This is a genomic window from Methylococcales bacterium, from assembly GCA_030949405.1.
Lineage (GTDB): Bacteria > Pseudomonadota > Gammaproteobacteria > Methylococcales > Methylomonadaceae > WTBX01.
Genome location: JAUZSN010000002.1, coordinates 2,257,657 through 2,281,694, shown reverse-complemented (window position 1 = coordinate 2,281,694; position 24,038 = coordinate 2,257,657). Strand labels below are relative to the sequence as shown.

At 37.8% G+C, this 24,038-nt stretch carries 24 protein-coding genes; 12 read left to right on the top strand and 12 right to left on the bottom strand.

Going from position 1 to position 24,038, the window contains the following annotated elements:
- Positions 1 to 2 precede the first annotated feature (2 nt).
- Complete coding sequence (locus tag Q9M50_11770; GenBank protein ID MDQ7091289.1) at positions 3 to 1,085, bottom strand: hypothetical protein; 1,083 nt, start codon at positions 1,083 to 1,085, stop codon at positions 3 to 5.
- Between Q9M50_11770 and Q9M50_11765 the strand changes: the two genes are divergently transcribed.
- Both Q9M50_11765 and Q9M50_11760 read left to right on the top strand, forming a co-directional pair.
- Positions 1,074 to 2,843: a sensor histidine kinase gene (locus Q9M50_11765; GenBank protein MDQ7091288.1), complete on the top strand. Its 1,770-nt coding sequence runs from the start codon at positions 1,074 to 1,076 to the stop codon at positions 2,841 to 2,843. The two genes, Q9M50_11770 and Q9M50_11765, sit on opposite strands and share 12 nt — an antisense overlap.
- On the top strand, positions 2,844 to 4,214 hold the full coding sequence (locus Q9M50_11760) for a sigma-54 dependent transcriptional regulator (protein ID MDQ7091287.1): 1,371 nt from the start codon (positions 2,844 to 2,846) through the stop codon (positions 4,212 to 4,214).
- On the opposite strand, the gene ntrC is transcribed toward Q9M50_11760, so the two are convergent.
- The 4 genes from ntrC to Q9M50_11740 all read right to left on the bottom strand — a co-directional run bounded on the left by ntrC (position 4,211) and on the right by Q9M50_11740 (position 9,638).
- Positions 4,211 to 5,626, bottom strand: a complete 1,416-nt coding sequence (gene ntrC / locus Q9M50_11755) for a nitrogen regulation protein NR(I) (protein MDQ7091286.1) — start codon at positions 5,624 to 5,626, stop codon at positions 4,211 to 4,213. The genes Q9M50_11760 and ntrC overlap by 4 nt on opposite strands.
- Positions 5,607 to 6,668, bottom strand: coding sequence for a nitrogen regulation protein NR(II) (gene glnL, locus Q9M50_11750; protein MDQ7091285.1), 1,062 nt, complete (start codon positions 6,666 to 6,668; stop codon positions 5,607 to 5,609). The genes ntrC and glnL overlap by 20 nt, the downstream gene beginning before the upstream one ends.
- A gap of 220 nt (positions 6,669 to 6,888) precedes the next feature.
- Complete coding sequence (gene glnA / locus Q9M50_11745; GenBank protein ID MDQ7091284.1) at positions 6,889 to 8,298, bottom strand: glutamate--ammonia ligase; 1,410 nt, start codon at positions 8,296 to 8,298, stop codon at positions 6,889 to 6,891.
- Positions 8,299 to 8,450: 152 nt separating this feature from the next.
- On the bottom strand, positions 8,451 to 9,638 hold the full coding sequence (locus Q9M50_11740) for a porin (protein MDQ7091283.1): 1,188 nt from the start codon (positions 9,636 to 9,638) through the stop codon (positions 8,451 to 8,453).
- Between the two features lie 257 nt (positions 9,639 to 9,895).
- Here Q9M50_11740 and glnK point away from each other — a divergent pair, with 257 nt between their 5' ends.
- The 8 genes from glnK to arsB all read left to right on the top strand — a co-directional run bounded on the left by glnK (position 9,896) and on the right by arsB (position 16,036).
- Entirely contained in the window at positions 9,896 to 10,234 is a 339-nt protein-coding gene (gene glnK / locus Q9M50_11735; GenBank protein MDQ7091282.1) for a P-II family nitrogen regulator, read from the top strand.
- A gap of 21 nt (positions 10,235 to 10,255) precedes the next feature.
- The gene (locus Q9M50_11730; protein ID MDQ7091281.1) at positions 10,256 to 11,527 is read left to right on the top strand and encodes an ammonium transporter; all 1,272 of its coding nucleotides are present in this window, start codon (positions 10,256 to 10,258) and stop codon (positions 11,525 to 11,527) included.
- 251 nt (positions 11,528 to 11,778) lie between these two features.
- A complete protein-coding gene (locus Q9M50_11725) occupies positions 11,779 to 12,117 on the top strand; it encodes a P-II family nitrogen regulator (GenBank protein MDQ7091280.1) in 339 nt (112 codons plus the stop codon).
- A 23-nt stretch (positions 12,118 to 12,140) separates the two neighbouring features.
- Positions 12,141 to 13,421 carry an ammonium transporter gene (locus Q9M50_11720; protein ID MDQ7091279.1) on the top strand — a complete coding sequence of 427 codons (1,281 nt, stop codon included), beginning with the start codon at positions 12,141 to 12,143 and terminating at the stop codon, positions 13,419 to 13,421.
- A gap of 113 nt (positions 13,422 to 13,534) precedes the next feature.
- Positions 13,535 to 13,891 carry a metalloregulator ArsR/SmtB family transcription factor gene (locus Q9M50_11715; GenBank protein ID MDQ7091278.1) on the top strand — a complete coding sequence of 119 codons (357 nt, stop codon included), beginning with the start codon at positions 13,535 to 13,537 and terminating at the stop codon, positions 13,889 to 13,891.
- Positions 13,892 to 13,943: 52 nt separating this feature from the next.
- Entirely contained in the window at positions 13,944 to 14,378 is a 435-nt protein-coding gene (locus Q9M50_11710; GenBank protein ID MDQ7091277.1) for an ArsI/CadI family heavy metal resistance metalloenzyme, read from the top strand.
- 15 nt (positions 14,379 to 14,393) lie between these two features.
- The gene (locus Q9M50_11705; GenBank protein ID MDQ7091276.1) at positions 14,394 to 14,864 is read left to right on the top strand and encodes an arsenate reductase ArsC; all 471 of its coding nucleotides are present in this window, start codon (positions 14,394 to 14,396) and stop codon (positions 14,862 to 14,864) included.
- A complete protein-coding gene (gene arsB / locus Q9M50_11700; protein MDQ7091275.1) occupies positions 14,861 to 16,036 on the top strand; it encodes an ACR3 family arsenite efflux transporter in 1,176 nt (391 codons plus the stop codon). Before Q9M50_11705 ends, arsB begins: the two co-directional genes overlap by 4 nt.
- A 76-nt stretch (positions 16,037 to 16,112) precedes the next feature.
- Here arsB and Q9M50_11695 read toward each other — a convergent pair whose 3' ends face one another.
- The 4 genes from Q9M50_11695 to Q9M50_11680 all read right to left on the bottom strand — a co-directional run bounded on the left by Q9M50_11695 (position 16,113) and on the right by Q9M50_11680 (position 19,455).
- Positions 16,113 to 16,775, bottom strand: a complete 663-nt coding sequence (locus tag Q9M50_11695) for a tetratricopeptide repeat protein (protein MDQ7091274.1) — start codon at positions 16,773 to 16,775, stop codon at positions 16,113 to 16,115.
- 148 nt (positions 16,776 to 16,923) lie between these two features.
- Positions 16,924 to 17,832 carry a DUF350 domain-containing protein gene (locus tag Q9M50_11690; protein MDQ7091273.1) on the bottom strand — a complete coding sequence of 303 codons (909 nt, stop codon included), beginning with the start codon at positions 17,830 to 17,832 and terminating at the stop codon, positions 16,924 to 16,926.
- 22 nt (positions 17,833 to 17,854) lie between these two features.
- Complete coding sequence (locus Q9M50_11685) at positions 17,855 to 18,964, bottom strand: hypothetical protein (protein ID MDQ7091272.1); 1,110 nt, start codon at positions 18,962 to 18,964, stop codon at positions 17,855 to 17,857.
- Between the two features lie 32 nt (positions 18,965 to 18,996).
- Positions 18,997 to 19,455 carry a hypothetical protein gene (locus tag Q9M50_11680; GenBank protein MDQ7091271.1) on the bottom strand — a complete coding sequence of 153 codons (459 nt, stop codon included), beginning with the start codon at positions 19,453 to 19,455 and terminating at the stop codon, positions 18,997 to 18,999.
- 228 nt (positions 19,456 to 19,683) lie between these two features.
- On the opposite strand from Q9M50_11680, the gene Q9M50_11675 reads away from it, so the two are divergent.
- Positions 19,684 to 20,202: a transposase family protein gene (locus tag Q9M50_11675; GenBank protein ID MDQ7091270.1), complete on the top strand. Its 519-nt coding sequence runs from the start codon at positions 19,684 to 19,686 to the stop codon at positions 20,200 to 20,202.
- A gap of 26 nt (positions 20,203 to 20,228) precedes the next feature.
- Positions 20,229 to 20,612 (top strand): transposase family protein, encoded by a 384-nt coding sequence (locus Q9M50_11670; protein ID MDQ7091269.1) that lies wholly within the window; start codon positions 20,229 to 20,231, stop codon positions 20,610 to 20,612.
- A 7-nt stretch (positions 20,613 to 20,619) separates the two neighbouring features.
- Here the strand turns inward: Q9M50_11670 and Q9M50_11665 are convergent, their stop codons facing one another.
- Genes Q9M50_11665 through Q9M50_11655 form a run of 3 tightly spaced genes read right to left on the bottom strand, consistent with a single transcriptional unit; the run spans position 20,620 to position 23,591 of the window.
- Positions 20,620 to 21,240, bottom strand: a complete 621-nt coding sequence (locus Q9M50_11665; GenBank protein MDQ7091268.1) for a potassium channel family protein — start codon at positions 21,238 to 21,240, stop codon at positions 20,620 to 20,622.
- Positions 21,241 to 21,888: a hypothetical protein gene (locus Q9M50_11660; protein MDQ7091267.1), complete on the bottom strand. Its 648-nt coding sequence runs from the start codon at positions 21,886 to 21,888 to the stop codon at positions 21,241 to 21,243. It lies immediately after the preceding gene.
- A gap of 17 nt (positions 21,889 to 21,905) precedes the next feature.
- Positions 21,906 to 23,591: a polyamine aminopropyltransferase gene (locus Q9M50_11655; GenBank protein ID MDQ7091266.1), complete on the bottom strand. Its 1,686-nt coding sequence runs from the start codon at positions 23,589 to 23,591 to the stop codon at positions 21,906 to 21,908.
- Positions 23,592 to 24,038 lie beyond the last annotated feature (447 nt).

Below are 24,038 nucleotides of genomic sequence, written 5' to 3'. Positions count from 1 at the left end.
GATTAAAATAAGACTGAAATAGAACTAAAAAAACCACTGGGAGCCAGTTGCTGATTATTATGGCCAAAATGGTATTCAACTTTTAAACTTAAAGGTGAAAAGGGTCGCCAAACTAAAGCAGATACCCCCACATGAGCGGTTCCGTTAAAATTAATGGAAAAACGTTGGTGTCGCCCGCTTAATAATTCATAACGCCCTACGGCAAAAAATTTATGGCCTAATGGAACAACCCCTTGAATATAGCCTGCAATCTCTTCTCCTTGCTGATCGTCTGCCTGACGATACGCCCATTCTGTTTGTATTTCATAGCCTTTTTTTTGCCAGAGTAAATCTAAACCGACAAGATGATTAATCGCTTGTTGCGTTTCCACCTGTTTTTTAAACGCTAAATAAGAAAATCCTAAAGCGAGTTCATGATTTATCTCATAATTAATGGAGACACCCGCCGCCTGTTTAAAAACAGCGTCAGGATCCATTTTATGATGATTAATTTGACGAGGATTAAGATGCTCAGAATCATCTAAATAAAATGAAACCTTTAAATTTTGTTGATTAATGATCCATTGTTGCATCAACATAATACCATTGCTTTGTGATGGAAAAAAATGATACTTCGTTACAATCGGTCTAACCGTTGTCCATGTTAAAGGCCAGACATGAATTGTATTCCAACGTCCAACAGGGGTTAAAAACTGCCCCAATCGAAGCGTCAGTCTATCCGATATTAAAAAATCAACGTACAATCGCTCTATACTAAGGGACTCTGAAAAAGAAGCAATAGCCCGATTACTAACTAAGTTTTCCATTTCAATCTCAGAAAAAAAACGAATACGCGCATAAGGTGACCAACTGATAAAAAGACTTATATCGTCTAAAGTGACGGTTCCTGTACCTGACTCATTCAATTTAAATGAAACCCCACTGTAACCGCCTAAGGTTAAATTAGCAGACATGAAGGTTAATCCTCGCTCCCACTGATAACTCAAGAGTGAACTGTCTATAGCCAAACTGGGTTTGCTGACTAATAAACCGAAACAAACAAAAATTATTTTAATAAACTGACTATTATTGAGATGACTATTCATCGTACCTTACTTACTTCCTATTTATTAATCAGTTTGGCCTCTGCCTTATTGATTGCTTTAATGATTTTCGCCCATTTTCGTAATATTTTACGACAAGAAATTGAACATAAGTTGGAGTCCCAAGCGATTACTATTATGCAACAAATTGACATGACTTTATTTGAACGAATGCACAATATGGCAAGTTGGAGTCATTTAGAAATTATGCAAGATCTTAGAACACGTGATGTTGATAAGCGATTAGCTCAGTTTTTACATGAACTTCACACGGAATATGAGGGGGTTTATCATCAATTATTTGTCGTTAATCAAGACCATAAAACCATTGCCTCCAGTCATTCCCATTTTATGGGTAAACAACAAGCCATGACACCGACTTGGTTAACAACGAATTTGAAAGAACATCGCTTAACCATTGATAACCCAACCATAGCCGCTAATTATCTAACTATTTCCATTCCTATTGGAGATGATTTTCAAGAAACCCAATTAGGACGTTTATATGCACATTTTAATTGGCAAGAAATTACTCGATTATTAGATAAATCCGTCTCAGGACATTCACTTAACTCGATCTACTACAGCTTATTACTTGATAGCAAAGGGCGTGTGATTGCACACTCGTCTAATTTGCAGGATAAACTCGTTCCTTTTCAATACTTAGAACGTAACTTTTTAAAAAAAAATCAATCAGGGGCCTTTGAGCATTCTGCCGCATTTTTAGCGGAATCAACGCTTATCGGTTATTCACGCGCTCAAGGTTACCGAACCTTTTCAGGGTTAGATTGGCGCGTGCTTATTTTACACAGTAGCGATTTAGCCTACGCACCCATTTTAAAATTATGGCATGTATTAGTCTTATTTGTCGGCTTAACCTTATTTTTAGGCACCTTTGTCTCATTTTGGATGTCGGCTAAAATATCCAAACCCATTACTCGGCTTGCCAAATCAACGCGCGACTTTATGGCAGGAAAACCCACTAAATTACGCCCGATTAAAGCCAGTACGGAAATTACCGAATTAAATACGCAATTTGCAGAAATGATTGATAACCTTGAACAATCACGCTTAGATATTGCCCGCGTTGCCAAATTAGCCGTGATGGGAGAAATGGCCGCCAGTATGGCACATGAAGTACGCACTCCACTTGGTATTTTACGCTCATCGGCACAGATGCTACAACGCGATACTCAACTCAGTGCGGTCAGTTTAGAAATGACGGAATTTATACTGAGTGAAACGAAACGTCTCAACGATTTAATTAGTTTATTACTTGAATGCGCCCGCCCAAGAGCCCCTAAATTTGCCCTGCATCCTGTTGAGATGATTATTACTCATGTTACGGAGTTATTACGTTCAAAAATAGAGGCCAAACAGATAAAATTAACGTTAAATTTTAATCATCACGATCAATTACTCCTGTGTGATAAAGATCAGTTTATTCAGATTTTATTAAATTTAATTATGAATGCCGCTCAACATGTTGAAATAAAAGGACAGATCAAAATTAGCACACAAATTATTCAGCAGCATTTAGAAATAAGCGTCTGTGATAACGGTTCAGGAATCTCAAACGAAAATAAACACGCGGTATTTGACCCTTTCTTTACCCGACGACAAGAAGGAATTGGACTGGGATTAACCGTGGTTCAACAAATTGTTCTCGCGCATCATGCCCAAATTTTTATTCGGGATAACCCAAACGGTGGAAGCTGTTTTCACGTTCAATTTAAACTGTCCACCAATGAGCTTAATTAAATGAAAAACCAAAGTATTCTCGTCGTTGATGATGAGCCAAAAATGCGCCGTTTATTAGAAATCATGCTTACTCAATTAAACCATCAAGTTCATCAAGCGGAAGATGGTCAGCAGGCGGCTGATTTTTTAAAAAATAATAGTGTGGATCTTGTTATTACGGATTTAAAAATGCCTAATATGGATGGCATTGCCTTATTACGCCACTTAAGAGAAAATAATAATAATGTGTCCGTTATTGTTGTGACCGCTTATGGCACGGTAGAAACTGCGGTTGAAACCATGAAATATGGAGCCTGTGATTATATTGTACGCCCCTTTGAATTAGATGCGGTTGAAGCGGCCGTTGATCGTGCCTTAAACCTGAATAAAGTCCAACGTGAAAACCGTTATTTACGGGAGGAAATTAATCAGGGTTGGGGGGATTTTATTGGTTCAAGTGAGGCGATGAAGAAGATTTATACCCTCATTCAACAAGTGGCGTTAACAAAAACCAGTGTTTTAATTCAAGGCGAAACAGGAACGGGTAAAGAGCTGGTTGCCCGTGCGATTCATCAAGCGTCTCCGCGTGCTAAGTCGTTATTTGTGGCTATTAATTGTGCTGCTATTCCTGTTGACTTGTTAGAAAGTGAATTGTTTGGCTACAGTAAAGGGGCGTTTACAGGCGCAAATAAAGATCATGTGGGAAAATTTGAATTAGCCGATGGCGGAACTCTGTTTTTAGATGAAATTACTGAAATGGATTTTTCGCTGCAAGCTAAATTATTGCGAGTCTTGCAAGAACGCAGTTTAGAACGGTTAGGGAGCCATCTCACCATCCCGATTAATGTCCGCGTGATTGCCGCCTCAAATCAAGACTCTAAACAGGCCATTGTTGAAAAAAAATTACGCGAAGATTTATTTTATCGTTTAAATGTTTTCACCATTGACCTTCCTCCGTTACGCAATCGACAAGCCGATATTCTTCCACTCGCTTACCACTTTTTAAAGAAATATACTGCGGACTTTGGTTACAGTTTTTCAGGAATGACGGCTGAAGCGGAAGCATCTCTCATTAATTATCAATGGTTAGGGAATGTTCGCGAATTAGAAAATGTAATGGAGCGAGCCGCTGTTTTAAGTGCTGGCGTAACGATAAGTTTTGAGCATTTACCGATTGAAATAATTTCTAATCAAGATCAAGCCCTGCCTTCCACGGTGTCCATTGATGATAATGAATCCCTTACCGAGGGATTAAACGACCAAGTTGAAAAATTGGAAAAACAACTCATTCAAAACGCCTTAGAAAAAACGAATAATAACAAAGCCGCGGCCGCTCAAATTCTCAAAATTAGCGAACGGTCACTCTGGTATAAAATTAAAAAATATTGTTAGGCGTTTAATCCCAGTTCTTTTATTTTTCGCGTTAAGGTATTCCGACCATAACCTAATACGGCCGCCGCTTCGTAACGCTTCCCTTCGGTATAAATTAACGCTTCGGTAATTAAAAGCCGCTCCACCATTGGAATAACTTCTTTCGCTATTTCCTTATCACCCGCTTGCATCTTTTGACTGATTTCTTCTGACAATAAAACGTTCCAGTCCTGAGTGCTTGATGTTACTTTTAGCGTTTGTTTATTGACTAATTCAGGGGGTAAATCATTCATGTAGATTTCCCGACTCACACCCATAACCGTCAACCAACGGCATATATTTTCAAGCTGTCTCACATTTCCTAGCCACTCTAACGTAGCTAAAAATTCTTCGGTATCAGGTCGTAAAATTTTCATTTCCGTATTCAATTCGATCGCCGCTTGACTTAGAAAGTGACGCATTAACAAGGGAATATCCTGACGACGTTCACGTAAAGGGGGAATATGAATCCGAATCACATTTAAACGATGAAATAAATCTTCTCTAAATCGACCTTCAGTCACTAAGCTTTCTAAATTTTGATGCGTTGCTGCAATAATTCTAACATCAACTTTAATTGAGGTTCGCGCCCCTATCGGATAATATTCCCCATCGGCTAAGACTCGCAATAATCGCGTTTGTAATTCTGCGGGCATATCGCCGATTTCATCTAAAAATAAAGTTCCGTTATCCGCTTGCTCAAACCGTCCTGCTCGCCGTGCTTGCGCGCCTGTAAACGCCCCTTTTTCATGACCAAATAATTCAGACTCCATCAAGTCTTTAGGAATTGCCGCCATATTTAACGCAATAAACGGTTTTTTTACTCTCGGACTATGACGATGCAACGCTTTCGCGACTAATTCTTTTCCCGTTCCCGATTCACCATTAATTAATACGGTGATATGAGAACGCGCTAACCGCCCAATTGCTCTAAAAACTTCTTGCATAGCAGGTGCTTCCCCTAAAATTTCAGGGGTAGACTCAACTTCCTTTTCCTGCTGTTGCTGGGCTTGTTGTTGCTTACTGTGCGTACACGCTCGATGGGCAATTTCTATTACTTCTTTAATATCAAACGGCTTAGGTAAATACTCAAACGCCCCGCCATGAAAAGCCGATACCGCACTTTCTAAATCAGAATGCGCCGTCATCACAATAATAGGTAATTTAGGATACTCTTCCTGTACTTTTTCAAGCAGTTGCAAGCCATCCATCGTAGGCATTCTAATATCCGTCAACAACGCATCAGGTTGATCTTTTTTTAAAGCCTCTAACAACGTTTTAACACTCGAAAAACTACGACTATTAATCGTGGCTTTTTTAAAGGCTTTATCCAACACCCAGCGGATCGACTTATCATCATCAATCACCCAAACTTTATCTGATTCCGCTAACATTCGAGGTCTCCAGTGGTAAATAAATTGAAAAAACAGTGTTATTGGGTTTGCTATAGCATTCAATCACCCCATTATGTTGATTAATTAAGGATTGTGAAATGGATAAACCTAATCCTGTCCCATCGGCACGTCCTGTAATCATGGGGTAAAAAATTTGTCTTAACATATCTTCTTTAATCCCTATTCCATTATCAATAATATCAATTTTAACTAAAAGTTTGTAATGTTTACGCCCAATCGTCATTTTTCGATGAACCCGTGTTTTTAAAATAACCTTCCCCGTTTCATCAATCGCCTGAATTGCATTGCGAACAATATTTAAAAACGCTTGAATCAATTGATTTTTATCGGCGTGTAAAAAAGGAATACTGGGGTCATAATCACATTCAATATCAATATTCCCCGTCATTTCCGCAGTGACCAACTGTCTAACGCGTTCCAGAACTTGATGAATATTTAATCTATTTTTTTGAGGCGGTCGGTTAGGGCCTAACATTTTATCCATTAAATCTTTAAGGCGATCCGCTTCTGCAATAATAATTTGCGTATATTCTTTTAATTCATCGCCCTCTAATTCTAATTCTAATAATTGAGCCGCCCCTCGAATCCCCCCCAATGGATTTTTAATTTCATGCGCTAACCCACGAATAAGAATACGACTAATATGATACTGTTCAACTAATTGCTCTTCTTTTGTTATCCGTAAATGTTGGTCCAGTTGCTGTAATTCAACTAAAATTTCATCCCTATCCCCTTTTCCTAACAGCGGCGTAATACTTAAATTAACAGTAATATTTTGTTTTAAATTATCTAAAATGATTTCTCTATCGACTAATACTTCATTATTCGTTAACGATTGTTGTAAATGAGTCAAAATCAATTGAGTTGAAAATTTAAAAATATCGTTCGCACCCCGTCCAACTAGATGTTTTGAACTATCGGCCAGTAAAGCCTCCCCCGCTGAATTGATATACGTTAAAACAAGTTGCCGATTGAATAACAAAATGGCTTCACTGAGATGATCCAGTATTTTTTTATGCATTGCCTCGCCTTACCTATTTACTGTAAACACGCAAATTACAGACCATAACTTAATTTTTATTAAAAAAATAGAGTCGTCATGCGAAGTAACGCCTCATTTTTTAACCCTCATAACCTAATAATCAAAATCCAATGGCTCATAATGTTATCTTAACCCATAAAAAACGCCCCATAAAGGGGCGTTCATTGCGAGTTTAATCACCGCATTAAAGCGATAAAATTTACAAGCTATAGTACATGTCAAATTCAACAGGATGAGTACTCATTCTTAAACGAGTCACTTCTTCTGTTTTTAAATCAATATAACTATCAATGACATCATTGGTAAAGACACCACCTCGTGTTAAAAATTCACGATCTTCATCCAATGCTTTTAAGGCTTCATCAAATGAAAAAGCAACTTGTGGGATTTGCTTTTCTTCTTCAGGCGGTAAGTCATACAAATCTTTATCCATTGCCTCACCAGGATGAATTTTATTTTGGATTCCATCAAGACCGGCCATTAACATGGAAGCGAAACATAAATAAGGGTTTGCTGTTGAATCACCAAAGCGCAATTCAATACGACGACCTTTCGGGTTATTTACAAAAGGAATACGAATAGACGCTGAACGGTTACGTGCTGAATACGCTAACATAACAGGCGCTTCAAAACCTGGAACTAAGCGTTTGTAACTGTTAGTTGATGCATTTGCAAAGGCATTCAATGCTTTCGCATGTTTAATAATTCCGCCAATGTAAAATAAAGCCATTTCAGATAAACCGCCGTATAAATCACCTGAAAATAAATTTTCACCCTCTTTTGACAAGGATTGGTGAACATGCATTCCACTTCCATTATCACCCACTAATGGCTTAGGCATAAAGGTGGCTGTTTTGCCATACGCATGAGCAATTTGAGCGACCACATATTTTAATTCTAAAACTTCATCCGCTTTTTTTACTAAGGTATTAAATCTAACCCCAATTTCACATTGACCTGCGGTTGCAACCTCATGATGATGAACTTCTGTAATCATCCCCATTTCTTCTAAAACAGAACACATGGCAGATCGCATGTCTTGTAGCGAATCAACAGGAGGGACAGGAAAATACCCCCCTTTAACACCTGGACGGTGACCAATATTACCATCTACATAGGTTTTTTCAGAGTTCCAGCCCGCTTCTTCTGAATCGACTTTGTAGAAAGAATTACCCATTGTTTCACCCCAACGTACATCGTCGAAGATAAAGAATTCATTTTCAGGGCCAAAAAAAGCTGTATCAGCAATCCCTGTTGATTTCATATACGCTTCTGCCCGACGCGCAATTGAACGTGGGTCACGCTCATACCCTTGCATATCAGTAGGCTCTATAATGTCACAACGTAAAATTAACGTTGTTTCATCAAAGAAAGGATCAAGTACAGCCGTACTTGGATCTGGCATTAAAATCATGTCGGATTCGTTAATACCTTTCCAACCAGCAACGGATGAACCATCAAACATATTTCCATCTTCAAAGGTATCTTCATCAATGCTATGCGCTGGGAAGGTTACATGCTGTTCTTTACCACGGGTATCACAAAAACGAAAGTCAACATACTTGACATCATTTTCTTCAATCATTTTTAAAACATTTTCTACTGACATTAGACAAGGTCTCCAAAGAAATTTATTGTGTTATAAGGGGCTATCAAACTATTAAGCGTGGTAAAGATAACACCAATTAATATAAAGTGCTACTTAAAAACAATATGTTCCATTTATGTTTTTATAGGAAATATGTATAGGATTTTTTTTATTTAGAAAGTAATAATCATATCCATAGCGACTTGAATTTGATCATTGCTATTGCCACCAAATGCAGTCCCTGCACCATTAGTATCTGCCCAGTCATAACGAACTTCTGGACGAAATTTTATCCATGACATAGGGCTGTAATTGACCCCTGCCGAAACAGCATAGTAATTGGCACCAAAACTGTTAATACGTCCCCCTCTATCACTAAACCACTCAGCTCTTAAGCCTACCGCTAATTTATCATTAATATCATACGTTAAATACTGATTGATGCCATACCAATCCGCATCATCTTTAACGCCATTACCCTTTTCTTGAATGCCGAAATCGTGTTGAAATACATAATGTGTTTTGTCATTAAAATCATGAGACAAGACAATACTGTACATAGTTGTGTTTTGATCCACGGAATCATTGCCATTTTCACCCGTAATTAATGACACGGCTACCGCTGTTTTTTCATCGTCACTATGCCAGTTTGCACCGCCTAAAAAGCTCCAATCACCGCCATTGGTATCAAAATTATCCCAACCTGTTACCGCTCCACCCGTGACCGACCAATTATCATCAATCTGATAACTCAGCAAAGCACCTGTATGGGTGAAAGGTTCGCCATAATTCATAGTAAAGGCGTGCGAATAGAAAAAATTATCGGGCGAAGTCACCACCTCATAGCCAATAATGGTGTAAAAGTGTCCTACCTTAGCAGTTAGCCCATTGCCAATAGGTGCGTAAATCTCTAAATAGGCTTGTGGAAATGCAATATCATATTCATTAAAAGACTTGTTATTTGTCGAACCCAATATTTGATTGTCAAAACCAGATGCCTGAGTTGATCTTGCATCCGTACCAAATAAAAAGTCAACACGTCCACCAAAATCCCAATTTGAGCCACTACTTACAACGGATTTTTCTAAAAATAAATAGGTTTGGTTTAATTGAAACTCATTAACTCTATCGGTTCCAAATGGAATAGCCCCATTCTCACCACTTGAATTGCTGTGTGAACTATAAGTCATCCCAGCATCAATCCACCCTCCCACTTTAACGCCTAATTTTTTCAAAAAAGAAAGGTTATTAATATCTGTATCTGTTAAAGACTCCACAGCACCCTTTGCATGAATAACAGTTGCGTTCGCAGATAAAAGAATAGCTGCCATAAAAAGCGGCGTAATGCTATGTGTTTTCATTTAAATTCCCCACGTTAAAATAAAGTTATAAAGCAAAATTTATGCCTAATATAAGGATCACATGAAAAACATAAGTTTGACTTTATCTATTTGAGTTACTAGCCCCCTAATGAGTGCTTAATAACAGTAAGATGCACCAAAATAGCTCATTATTTTGGTTTTTTTTTAAAATATCCGTTAATAGCGTGTTTTTTAAAAATGGCATGGTTAGTGCTTTACTAGAGATTATCTATTGATTATAACCATTAAAAATTTTTATGAAATTAATCACCGCGATTATTAAACCTTTTAAACTTGATGATGTTCGTGAAGCACTCTCAGAAATTGGGGTATCAGGTATTACAGTCACAGAAGTAAAGGGGTTTGGTCGGCAAAAAGGACACACTGAACTTTATCGAGGGGCAGAATATGTCGTTGATTTTTTGCCGAAAGCTAAAGTTGAAGCGGCGGTAACTCAAGAGCAAGTAGAGCTGGCCGTTGATACGATTATTAAGGCAGCCAATACAGGAAAAATTGGCGACGGTAAAATTTTTGTTACTCATTTAGAGCAGGTCATCCGTATTCGTACGGGTGAAACAGACGATGAAGCACTCTAACAAATACAAACGAGGCAAGTTATGGAACACGTAATTGAACTAAGCTATGCACTGGATACATTTTATCTGCTCATCAGTGGTGCATTTGTGATGTGGATGGCAGCAGGTTTTGCAATGTTAGAGGCGGGGTTGGTTCGTGCTAAAAATACCACTGAAATTTTAACTAAAAATATCGCTTTATTTTCTATTGCCTGCGTGATGTATCTCTTGGTCGGTTATAACATTATGTACCCCGCAGAAGCCGTTAATAGTATTTGGCCGGGTATTAGCTTTTTACTTGAAACTGACAATGAAGTCGCGGATGTTATCCGAGTTAATGGCGATAAAGATCCTGATAATAACCGTGTCTATTCTAAAATGGCCGATTTTTTCTTTCAGGTTGTCTTTGTTGCGACCGCGATGTCTATCGTTTCAGGAGCTGTTGCTGAACGGATGAAACTTTGGGCCTTTTTAGCCTTTTCCGTGATTATGACAGGCTTTATTTACCCATTGCAAGGTTACTGGAAATGGGGCGGTGGTTTTCTTGACGGCTTAGGTTTTTATGATTTTGCAGGTTCAGGTATTGTTCATTTATGTGGTGCTACAGCAGCCGTAGCGGGTATTATTTTGCTAGGCGCACGTAAAGGAAAATACGATAACGACGGTAATATTACCCCTATTCCTGGTTGTAATATGCCATTAGCTACCCTAGGAACCTTTATTTTATGGATGGGCTGGTTTGGTTTTAACGGGGGATCTCAATTAATCATTTCCACCGTCAATGATGCCAATGCCGTTGCAAGAATCTTTGTTAATACCAATGCTTCTGCTGCGGGCGGGGTTGTTGCCGCCTTAATTGTGGCACATATTTTATTTGGTAAAGCCGATTTATCAATGATCTTAAATGGCGCATTAGCGGGATTAGTTGCTATTACCGCAGATCCTGCAAGTCCAAGTCCGTTACTTGCAACCCTTATTGGCATGGTTGCAGGATCCCTTGTTGTTTTTTCAATTATAGGTATGGATAAATTAAAACTGGATGATCCTGTAGGTGCAGTTTCAGTTCATGGCGTTGTCGGTATCTGGGGACTGATTGCCGTTTGCTTTTCAAATCCAGACGCTACGTTTATAGCCCAGTTGATCGGTATCGTAAGCATTGTAAGCTTTGTCTTTATTGCAAGCTTTACGACCTGGTATGCCTTTAAAATAATCATCGGTATTCGTGTCAGTGAAGAAGAAGAATATCATGGTGTTGATTATTCTGAATGTGGTATGGAAGCTTATCCTGAATTTACGGATAACAGTAAAGGCTAAAAAATAAAAAACTTTTTTAAAAATGTCTTAATTTTTATTTATAAAAACCGCTAAGGCTTGTCTTTGGCTGTTATCTGTACCTTAAAGCCGCCCTATTTTACCCCTTAAACACGGATAATATGGCCTCATAACATAAAAAAATAACCCTTAGATCGTCAGGTTTGATTGTATGTTGATTAATAATTCACTATGATTGCAAGCTCTTTGCCGCTTCTTAGGCTTAAACCTTAATTTAAATATGAGAAGACATTATGAAATTAATTACCGCTATTATTAAACCTTTCAAAATGGATGATGTAAGAGAAGCCCTTTCAGAAATTGGGGTCGCAGGGATCACCGCAACCGAAGTTAAAGGGTTTGGTCGCCAAAAAGGGCATACCGAACTTTATCGAGGGGCCGAATATGTCGTTGATTTTTTACCTAAAGTGAAATTAGAAATTGCCGTTGCCGATGAAATTGTCGATCAAGCGGTTGAAACCATTATCAATGCCGCTAATACGGGAAAAATTGGAGATGGCAAAATTTTTGTATCCCCATTAGAACAAGTCATCCGAATTAGAACAGGAGAAACAGGTGAAGAAGCTATTTAAATTAAAAAAATAAATACTATAAAATGAATAATAAAAATATAATCCTAAGTTTGCTTTTCATACCCGAAATAGCGACGGCTAGTGAATTAAATGCCGCAAATACCGCCTGGGTACTCACATCAACTGCATTAGTATTATTTATGACTCTACCAGGGTTATCCTTATTTTATGCAGGACTTGTAAGAAGTAAAAACGTTCTTTCAGTCTTAATGCAATGTTTTGCTATTACCTGCTTAGTCTCCATTTTATGGTTAGCGGGCGTTTATAGCTTTATTTTTGCAGATGGGGGGGATTTACAATCCCTTATTGGTGGCGGGTCAAAACTATTTATGTCAGGCGTGGGAATAAATAACTTAACAGGGGATATTCCTGAAGTTGTTTTTTTCATGTTTCAAATGACCTTTGCGATTATCACGCCCACCCTTATTATTGGTGGCTTTGCTGAACGAATGAAATTTTCAGCAATGTTGTGGTTTAGTACGTTATGGCTAATTTTAGTTTATATGCCTATCTGCCATTGGATTTGGGGCGGCGGCTGGCTGGCTAAGCTGGGTGTCAAAGATTTTGCAGGTGGGATTGTTATTCATGTTAATGCAGGGGTCGCGGCCTTAGTCACCGCCCTTGTTTTAGGTAATCGTAGAGGGTTCCCAACAACCGCTATGCAGCCGCATAATATGCCAATGGTGGTTACAGGAGCGGGTATGCTCTGGGTTGGTTGGTTTGGTTTTAATGGTGGCAGTTCTTTGACTGCTGACGGGGCTGCGGGGATGGCTATTTTAGTCACTCACATTGCAGCCGCCGCGGGGGCATTAACATGGATGACTATTGAGTGGTTACGTTTTGGTAAGCCAAGCGTTTTAGGCATTGTAACAGGCATGGTTGCAGGATTAGGCACCGTTACCCCTGCATCAGGTTATATCGGCCCTGCGGGGGCATTAGCTATTGGTGTTATTGCAGGAATCGCCTGTTTTTATGCCACTCAATATATTAAACGAACCTTAAAAATAGATGACTCCTTAGATGTCTTTCCTGTGCATGGCGTAGGGGGCATCATTGGTTCAATTTTAACGGGCGTATTTGCCGCTAAAAGTTTAGGTGGTTTAGGGCTTAATGGCGTTTCAATGTCATATCAAGTGGGTGTCCAACTCTTAGCGGTTGTTGTCACTCTTATTTGGAGTGCTTTATTTAGTTATGGCATTTTAAAGCTCATTGATAAAGTTATTGGTATTCGAGTGACCGCTGACGAAGAAGTTGAAGGCCTCGACCTCGTTTTACATGAAGAAACAGGTTACCATAACTTATAAGAAACGGAAAGTCATCTTCCAAACGACTACAACCGATAGAGTATCGGCTCTCTAAATAGGGGTTTATCGCTTAACGCCTTCCAAAACTTTAATTTATTCGCCATAAAAAACAAATGAGTACATTAACCCTTCCCCAATTTTTTAAATGTCTTTCTGATGAGACTCGCTTACGTTGCGTCACTTTATTGCAAAAAAAAGGAAAGTTGTGTGTGTGTGAATTAACCACAGCACTCAACGTATCCCAACCTAAAATATCACGTCATCTAGCCTCTTTGCGTCAATATGGTTTATTGCACGATAGTCGTGATAGCCAATGGGTTTATTATCAAATTAACCCCTTACTTCCTAACTGGACATCCTCGCTTTTAAACGATACATTGATTGCGGCTGAATTAACGGCGTTATTTAAAGACGATTTACAACGCTTAGAAAAAATGACCAATAGACCCAGCATTAGTTTTTGTTGCTAATTTTTTATTTTTAATATATGCTTATACGTATATCCATTTAATAGGAACTCTTATGAAAAGATTACATATCCACCTTGCTGTAGAAAATCTTAAGCAAAGTATTGATTTTTACACCACATTATTTGCATCATCACCCACCGTACAGCATGATGATTATGCAAAGTGGATGCTAGATGATCCACGGGTTAATTTTGCTATTTCTAATCGCAGTAAAAAAATAGGGTTAGATCATTTAGGGATTCAAGCTGAAGATGATAGCGAATTACTGTCGATAAAACAGAATTTAGAGGCCACTCAAGTTCCTATTAAAACTCAAGAACAAACCTCGTGTTGCTATAGTCGTTCTAATAAACATTGGGTGACTGATCCACAAGGTATTGCTTGGGAATCGTTTCATTCTTTAAATAAGATTCCTACGTTTAATGAAGACGATTCATTAGAAACTAAAAAAACTGATGATAAAAAATCATCATCATGTTGTCGCTAAACGAAAGGAATTATAATGCTAACTATTTTTGTTATTTGTACCGGAAATTCATGCCGTAGTGTTTTAGGTGAAGCGTTATTTAATCACTTAGGTCAAGGGCGTATTCATGCTTTTTCAGCGGGTAGTCACCCGATAGGCCGAATCAATACGGGGGCATTAGCCACCTTAAAACGTCACGGGCTACCTACTGAGGGCTATCAAAGCCAATCGTGGGATGCCTTTGAACACCAAGCAATGGACATCGTTATTACCGTGTGTGATAACGCCGCAGGTGAAACCTGTCCAACGTACCTAAAGAAAGCGGCTAATGTCCATTGGGGGCTGGTTGATCCAGGTCATGTTGACGGTACTGATGATGAAAAAATCGCCGCATTTGAAACAACATTTGCCCTATTAACGCAACGTATTAATAAAATGCTCGCATTACCTTTGGAAACAATGTCCCCTGAAGCCTTAAGTACAGCACTCAATGCGTTAGCGGTATGAATAAAGATCAACCCGTCATGGGATTTTTTGAGCGTTACCTAACCCTTTGGGTGGGCTTATGTGTTTTTATAGGCATTTTTTTAGGGGCTTATTTACCTGAATTTGCAAAAACATTAGATGGGATGAGTATCACCGTTAATCACGCGCCTGTGATCTCGATTCCGATTGCCCTCTGTTTATTTTTAATGATGTACCCGATCATGGTAAAAATTGATTTTACCGAAGTGGTCAAGGCAGGTAAAAGTCTTAAACCTGTTTCACTAACACTGATGGTTAATTGGGCGATTAAACCATTTAGCATGTATGTTATTGCTTATTTTTTTCTAGGTATTTTATTTAAGTCATTTATTGGTGAAGACGCACTTGATTTTGTTAAAATTCCATTGGGCTTAAATTTAGCAATCGGGGATCATTACGGCTCAGGAACCGTTGTTCTTCATGAAGGCGTGCAAATGTTGAGCATCCCTTTATGGCGAAGTTATCTTGCTGGCTGTATTTTATTAGGGGTCGCGCCCTGTACGGCGATGGTTTTAGTTTGGGGCGAATTAGCTAAAGGAAGTGCGGGCCATACTTTAGTGATGGTGGCGATTAATTCGTTAATGATGCTTGTTCTTTATGGGGTTATCGGAGGGTTTTTATTAGGTATTGGCGCGTTACCGATGCCGTGGCAAGCCTTATTACTGTCTACCAGTATTTATGTCGCGCTGCCTTTATTAGCAGGCTACTTTTCTCGAAAATGGTTGATTTATTACTGGGGGCTAACATGGTTTAAACAAAAATTCCTACCTATTTTAAGCCCGATTACTATCATTGCTTTACTATTAACCTTAATTTTATTATTTTCATTTAAAGGCGATATTATTGTTAATAATCCCTTAACTATTTTATGGATAGCAATTCCGTTAACGTTACAAACCTTATTAATTTTCATGCTAACTTATTTAGCGGCAAAATTATGGGGGCTTTCCTATGAAGATGCGGCTCCTTCAGCATTGATTGCAGCCTCCAATCATTTTGAAGTCGCTATTGCAACCGCCGTTATGTTATTTGGACTTTCATCGGGAGCCGCTCTTGCAACAGTTGTGGGGGTATTAATTGAAGTCCCGTTAATGCTTGCCCTCGTTAAATTTTGTAAACAAACAAAAGGTTGGTTTATCCCTGTGAATCGTTAAACCGCAGGCTATCAACTTAAGACAAGACACTACAGGGCTTAACCGTTCATCCTGAACCTAGTTGAAGGGCGGACGGTTATTTTTTCATTTGTTTTAACAACGTCTTGTAATTTTTTTTCACAGTTTTAGTGCTAGGATGATTTTTTCCTAACGATTTTTCTGTAATTTTCAACGCCCGTTGAAACATGGGCTTGGCTTTTTTATAATGGCCTAGAAACTCATATAACAACGCTAAATTATTCAAGCTTTGAGCAACATCAGGATGCTGTCCCCCTAAAGCCACCTCTCTAATCTTCAACGCCCGTTGAAACATAGGCTTGGCTTTTTTATACTTACCTTGAGATTTATACAACCCCGCCAAATTATTTAAGTCAATGGCAACCGCTGGATGTTTTTTCCCTAAAGCCTTTTCATCAATTTTTAACGCCTGTTGGTACAATGGCTCGGCTTTTTTATACTTGCCTTGCGTTTTATACAACTCAGCCAAATTATTCAAGCTAGTCGCAACAAAAGGATGTTGCTCCCCTAAAATCACTTTAAAAACCTTTAATGACCGTTTAAATAAAGCCTCCGCTTTTGGATATAAACCTTGAGAATAATAAATCATTCCCAGTGTATTACACTCCTTTGCATTACCGTTATCACAGGCGTATTGATGGCGGTCTATTTTTTCGTCAGCGTAAGCGGGGGAAATAGACAATGCCATTAAAATAATAATAAAGGGGAATTTTCTTTTCATTCTAATCTTCCTAAATTCAGTTTTATTTTTGGCGAGACAACACTACCCATGAATAGCCACGATGAATGAAAATTTTAAAATACAATTTAGGCGCATTCCCCATTTAAATCCAATAACGCCAAAAGAGTAGCACGTACAAAAAAAATTATTAGGTAAACAACCCGACAAAAGTAAAGCCAATCCCGATATAAATAGCCGCTTCAATCGACCCTATCGCCACATTACGTTGAACGCCCACTTCCTCTGCAATATTAACTTTAGGTAATAAAATATAACGCAAAAGAATAGATAACCCTGTTTGAGAAATAAAAATAAAAATCGCCATCAAAACCCATGCTAATACTGAGTAGCCTAACGCATTAGGATCATACACAACTAACCCAGAAGTCGCTGTAATCGCTAGCGCAACGCCTAAACGATAACCTGAAAATCGAATAGCTAAGGCAATATTTCCCTCTTTTATCTCGCCTTGTAAGGTCTTACCCGTCTCTTTATGACGACGTTTAAAAACCACATTACGATATAACGTTGCCAATAAAAGAATAATTTGCGAGAGTACAAATATCCCCACTACAATTCCAAGCCCTAAAAAAGTGGACCCATCAACCCATGACATCGCCGCCCGAATAATAATCGCCGTTGCAATCATATTAAACGCATCAACAACCCCTGCCGCAACATTAGCATTCATAATTTCATCATGAATAGACAGTTGACGTAAACCCACTTTATCAAAAATTTTTCGGGTTACCCCCAAAAATATCATCGCTGCAATGCCATAACTTCCCATTAAGGTAATTTCAGCGACATAAGTATCCCCCGCATCACCCGCCACTACGCCCATCATTAAAATAGCCACCGCGATAATTGCCCCTGCTAAACTAATCCCTGCGGCAAAGTTATCCTGTTGCGCTAATAAGTCTTGTAACGAAACGCCTGCAATAGTCGCGGCTAATAAACGTAACGTCGCCATAAACGCCATTAGAATAACAAAATCAATGGCATAATAGGCCAGTGATGCGTCACTGAGCATAATCATTTGTGTTAAATTTTCCATCTGTATAACCCTTTTTTATTATTTATTTACCGCCAGAGCGACTGCTACCCGAGCTACTACGCGAACTGCTACGCGAACTACTACTAAAAAGACTGAAACTACGCTTTGAAGGGGAGCTACGCTTTGAGGTGGAACTAGAGCTTGAACTCGAACCACTGCTTTTTTTAGAACTGAATAAACTCGAACTACGTTTACTAACGGCTTTATCGGCATGACGACCGCCTGCATTCGTACTGCCGTATTTTTTACCCGCTTGACTCAGTTTAGACTTTTGCTTGCTATAAGTACTAATCCGTTTACGCCCTTGAGCAGAACCATATTGCTTTTTAGGTTTCGCAGGTTTAAGCCCTTTATCCCGCATTTTAGCGGTACGCGTTGCTGTTTTATTTTGATCGTTACGACTGCCATAAGTCCGCCGACCATAATCACGGTAGTACGAATAATGAGAGCGTGAATTCCATTGACTGTAACTAATGGGGTTTTGATTATATGAATTCCCTTTAAATAAACTACTAAAAAAAGCATATTGCCCATACCACTGCCATATTGAACGCCCTGAACTATCGGGTTTATATTGACCATAGCTAGGATTACCGACTAAATAACTCCCTGGGACAATCGTTTCACCGCGAACATGCGCGGCTTTACTGTCTTTGGGAATACTAACGGTGTCTAATTTCCCCCCCGATAATTGTGCAAGGGTGTTAATTAAATCAATTAAGGCATCATTAAAAACAATGGGGTCTGATCCCATTTTTATTGAAACTAATGATTGATACGCCGCTTGAAATTGTTGTTTATTATCAGGTTTACGATTGATTTTCTTTAATCGTTCACTTAATCCTTGATATAACGTTCCTTGGCGCGTGGCATCTTTTGCCATTGCGTCCGCCACAGATTTAAAATCGGGCTTAAGGGTGGCCAGTTTTTTTGAGTAAGTCCCAATAATTTGGGTATTGATCAATTGGCCCGTATCTAATTTTTTTCCTAAGGTATTTAATTGTTGTTCCGTCAGACTGTAGTCTTTTTGAACACGTTCTGCATAATCATTACCACACCCACTTAATAGGAGTAATAACCCTACCATTACTAATGACACTAGCCATTTTGATATAGAATCACGGTAAACCATAAAGTCTCCTTGTTCATCGTTAACTGCCGATATTAAATTTTTTCTGATACAGGAATTTCTGCTAAAGCCTTGTTTATTTCTATTGACGTTGCGGGATTATCATCATTTGCCATGACATATAAACAGTGCGTTGTAATTAATGTATGCGCATGAGGATTGGTATCCACTTCATTTATCTGTGTATTAAAATAGGCGACAGCGGTTCCAAAATCATGCTCTATTAAATGACAGACAATATCTTTCCAACAAACATTGGTGATATTCACCTCATAACGTAGGTATAAATCTTCAACCGATGAAAATAGATTTTCAATAATTTTTTCAGAACCAGGAGCGACTAAACCACGTACTAACATTTCAGGATAAGCCCGCATGGGTCGAATAATAACCTCAGCCCCTGCTTTTTTTAACCGTTGTCGATTATCATCATCAACACATTCGCTTACAATTAACACATCTGTTTGCAAATTTAACGCTTGAAGTCGATGCAATATATCAAAACTACGGCTATCCGAGTCTCGATCATTTTCATGTTTAGCCAGAATGATAATAGACTTGTTCTTCTAAATAAAATATATTAAAATCAATTGCTTATATATACTTGATAACATTCACAATCAGTTGATACAGCCTAATAAATAAACTTTAAATTAAATTATTAAAAATAATAAATAAGCTTTATAATAAATTTCTATAAAAAATAAAAATCAAAGTATAACATGAAAATAAAAGAAATTTTACCAAGAATTTATGATGATAGACAGTTAAGAGCTTTAACAGGATTAAAAACAGAACATTTTATTTTACTATTATCTCTATTTGAAAAGACCCTTATTGAAGATCAAAAAGAAAAACATGAAAATAAAGAAAGAAAATACGGTAGTGGTTTAGATAGCACATTAAAAAAACCCGCAGACAAATTATTATTTATATTAAATTATATGAAGTGCTATTCTACTTTCGATCACTTAGGGTTTTCTTTTAATATGAATAAATCATGCGCCCATACTCATGTATACAAATTATTTCCAATTTTAATAAAGACGTTAGATATATTTAATGTTTTACCTGCAACAAGTTTTTCAACCCCTGAAGAAATGCAGCAGGCTTTTGGCGGAGTTCAAACATTGATAATAGATGCTACAGAGCGTGCTGTACAACGCCCTAGTGACTATGAAGAACAAAATGAATTTTACAGTGGTAAAAAAAACAGCATACAATTAAAAATACCACTATAGCTTCTTTAGGTCATTTAATTTTATATATTGGGGTTAGTTTTCCAGGTAAAAATCATGATTATGGAATGTTTAAAAAAGAATTTAATCCAGAATTAAATTGGTTTAGTAATTTTAATATATTTATTGATTTAGGTTATTTGGGGTTTAATAATGAATATAAAACTAATTCGGTAAATATTCCTCATAAAAAACCAAATAAATCTAAGCATAATCCAAACCCAACATTAACAGAAAATCAAAAAAAAGAAAACAAAGAGATGAGTCGTGAAAGAGTCATTGTTGAGCATGTAATCGGTGGAATGAAAAGATATAGATGCCTAGTTGACAAGTTTAGAAATAAAAAAGAAGGTGTAAAAGATTTATTTTCTTTTTTAGCGGCTATCCTATGGAATTTTAACATGATATATTAACTTCTTCTTAAAGAACAAGTCTAATATACTTAGCTTGCTCTACATTCACCGCCTGTAAATCATCATAATTTGTACCACTGCCCGTATAATGAATGAGGCCTGACATTTTTGACAATCGACTCGGTAAACCGTCTGGAAAGCGCGTTGTTAAAATTTGTACCGTGTGTCCTTGCATCCCGCTATTGTGTAAATTTTTAAGTAGACGGACAAAAAATTGTTCACCTTGCTGTGACGGGGTGTTGATAATTAAAATATGATTTGACATAGACCATTTCCAAAAACCGCGTATTTTCTTAAAACGAATGCTCGCACGATATTCAAAATAATCGCCGGCCGTTTTAGCCAAAATAAAAATGCCCCCTAAATATAATAAGAGAACCGTTGCTATTTTACCTTCTGAGGTACTGGCACTAATATCACCATAGCCTGTTGTTGAAAGGGTTGTAAAAGTTAACCACAAGCCATCTTGCCAACTAAACCCTTCAAACACGCCCATCAAATAAACATGAACACTAATAATAACAAATAATAATACCGTCGCACGTAATAATGATAGCTTTAAAACATCTTCCTCGAATGATAATTTAGCATTACGTCGCCAATTAAAATAACGTTGAAAAATCATCATCTAATCGTGTTTAGCAGGCCATAACGTGTCTATTTTTCGCAAAGGAATTTGCGCGCATAAATGTACTTTGGTACGTCCGCCATCAAAAACGCGAAACTCTACTGAATATTGACGATCATCTGAAATCAACCACGCAAAATCACAACCTTCTTCCCCTTCATCTTCAGTTTCAGGTAAGGATTTATGACGATAATCATCGTCATAAAGATAGGCTATTTCAAATCCTTCTTGACGATAATTTTCAGCCAGCCAGCCTGTCAGTTCTTTAGGAACTTTATCGAGAGCGACATTAAGTTTAAGCTGATGATTAACCCCTGATTCTGGGTTTAGAATATCACTAATAGCCTCTTCTGAAAAAACCTCTAATAAGGTTTCAGGATAAACTTCTAAACCAAGTTCAACGGTGTCATTATCCACCGTACGCAAGCGAATTTTACGCCCAACATCATTAAGCTGGCAATAAATACGTTTGTGTTTATCCCCGCCTAAATCAAGCGTCCAAATTTTATCAACTTGAAAGCTACAATGGCTTAAATCTGCTTGAGACATTAAAGCAAACTCAACCATATCGCCCAATAATAAATCGCGTGGATGGTCTAGTTTTCTTGCGACAGGTTCTTTTTGTTTAAAACGATCAAATAACCCCATAATTTTCCCCTCTTAGTTTATTGTTGATACAATCCCATTTCTTTTTGCCAATCACTACGATGGTATTGATACGCCACCATAGAGCCTAAACGATTAATTTTTACCGATTCTGCTTGTTGATAAAAATTTTTACCAAATTCAAATGCCGCTAACATTAATGCCTGTGTTATCCAACCATCGTCCACTTTTAAGGTATCTAGTTGTTGCAGTCGTTGTTTTGCAGATTGCCCATTTTTAGTCGCAATGGTAAACCCCCACTCCCCAAATGAAGGGACATTATGATGATATTGCTGTACGTGAGCAAACCCCGCATATTTAATCGTTTTACCAATACTAATAAACGTATTTTTCGCATGGTAAGGGCTGGTTGATTGTACTACCATTGCCCCATCGCCTGCTAATAGATTGAAAACCTTATGATAAAATCGCGTACTATACAGTTTATTTAAATCAGGATGATTAGGATCAGGTAAGTCAATAATAATGGTATCAAACAATTTATTTTCTCTAATTAATTGATTAATACTGACAAAAGCATCCCCAAACTTTGTTTTTACTCGCTTATCGTTAAACGACCCTTTATTGGCCTCCAATAAGCGTTGATTAATAACGTTTCCCTGTTCTATTTTGGGCGTTTTAAATAAAGCCACTAATTCATGATCTAAGTCTAATAATAGTACATGTTGAGGGTTCCAGCGTAATATATCGCGTAAGGCTAAGCCATCACCTCCCCCAATAATTAAAATTTTATCTTGTCGTGCAGACGCTGCAAGCGCGGGATAGGTCAGCATCGAATGATAAATATGCTCATCATTACTGGCAAATTGTGTTCGACCATTAATAAAAAAAGTTAACACACTAGGTTTAGTAGGATCGGTTAAACGCTCACTAATGACTAAATGTTGATAACGAGTATTGGTACGATAAATAACTTTATCTTGGTACAACATATCTTCCATCGTTGCTGACCAATTTGCACCATAGGTAAAAATTTGTAAGACCCATAATGCAACAACGGCATGGGCTAAGAGTAAATAAGGGGCTGAAGGAATTTTATCTTTAAATAAATAAAAAAAGACCGCCCCAATAAATAAATTAACCGAGGCCGTTAATGCGCCTGCGAGTGAAACTTCCAATGAGAGCATTAAAAATACCCACAAAAAGGCACCGACTCCCGCGCCTAAATAATCAATACCATAAATAGACCCTGCATTATTTTTTAACTGGTCTGCATGTAACTGGCTACGAATTTCACCGATTAGAGGAATTTCCATTCCAATTAACCCGCCTAATAACGCGGCAACGACATAAGGCGTTCCGCGAGCAAGTGATTCAATGGTTTGAATAACGCCCCCTTTAGGAATTAAATCAGGCGGTAATGCAAAGGTTTCAGCTAAAAGCGCGGGAAATAAATGGGATAAGGAAAAAATTCCCCCAATTAATAACACACTACTTGCTCCGACGAAAGCAAGTAACAATTCTAACCATGCAAACCCTGCAAAAGGGTTTTTAATATGGCGTGCTAAAAAAGAGCCGATTCCCATAAAAATCATCATCACCGAAATAATGCCGAAGATAGCCTCTTCAACCGCGCCTAAAATACGGCCCGCATAATGTGATAATAAATATTCATAGACCAAACCACAGCCTGCGCCAATCGCTAAAATGGTTAAGACCACCCAATCTAAATGTTTTTTAGTCAACGTTTCGCCTTCATTAAAAAATAACTAAACAGGTTATAGCATTATCATGCGACAAAACACTACATTTTTACTAATTTGATTTTTTAATCCATAAATAACAGGAGCTAAGTTAACTTTTAATGATAATTAATACAGAAAACCAGCGATTGATAGGAAGAGGTGTTTATTTAGTAGAACTCAGAAATTTATTCTTTCCTGAGTTCAAGTCATAAGTGCATAACACTAGGATGTTTTTTTCCTAATATATTTTCTAAAATAGTTAAATTTTTTGATATAAAGATAAATCGAGGGAATAATTTGACATTTTGTGAAAGTAATGCAATGTTTGGTTTAATAGTAATGCTGAAATTTCAGTTTCAATACCAAATATAATTTATCACCCACATTCCGCAGCCCATTTAGTAAAAAAATTATTATATTTACTATGTAATAGACTCATTTGAGCAT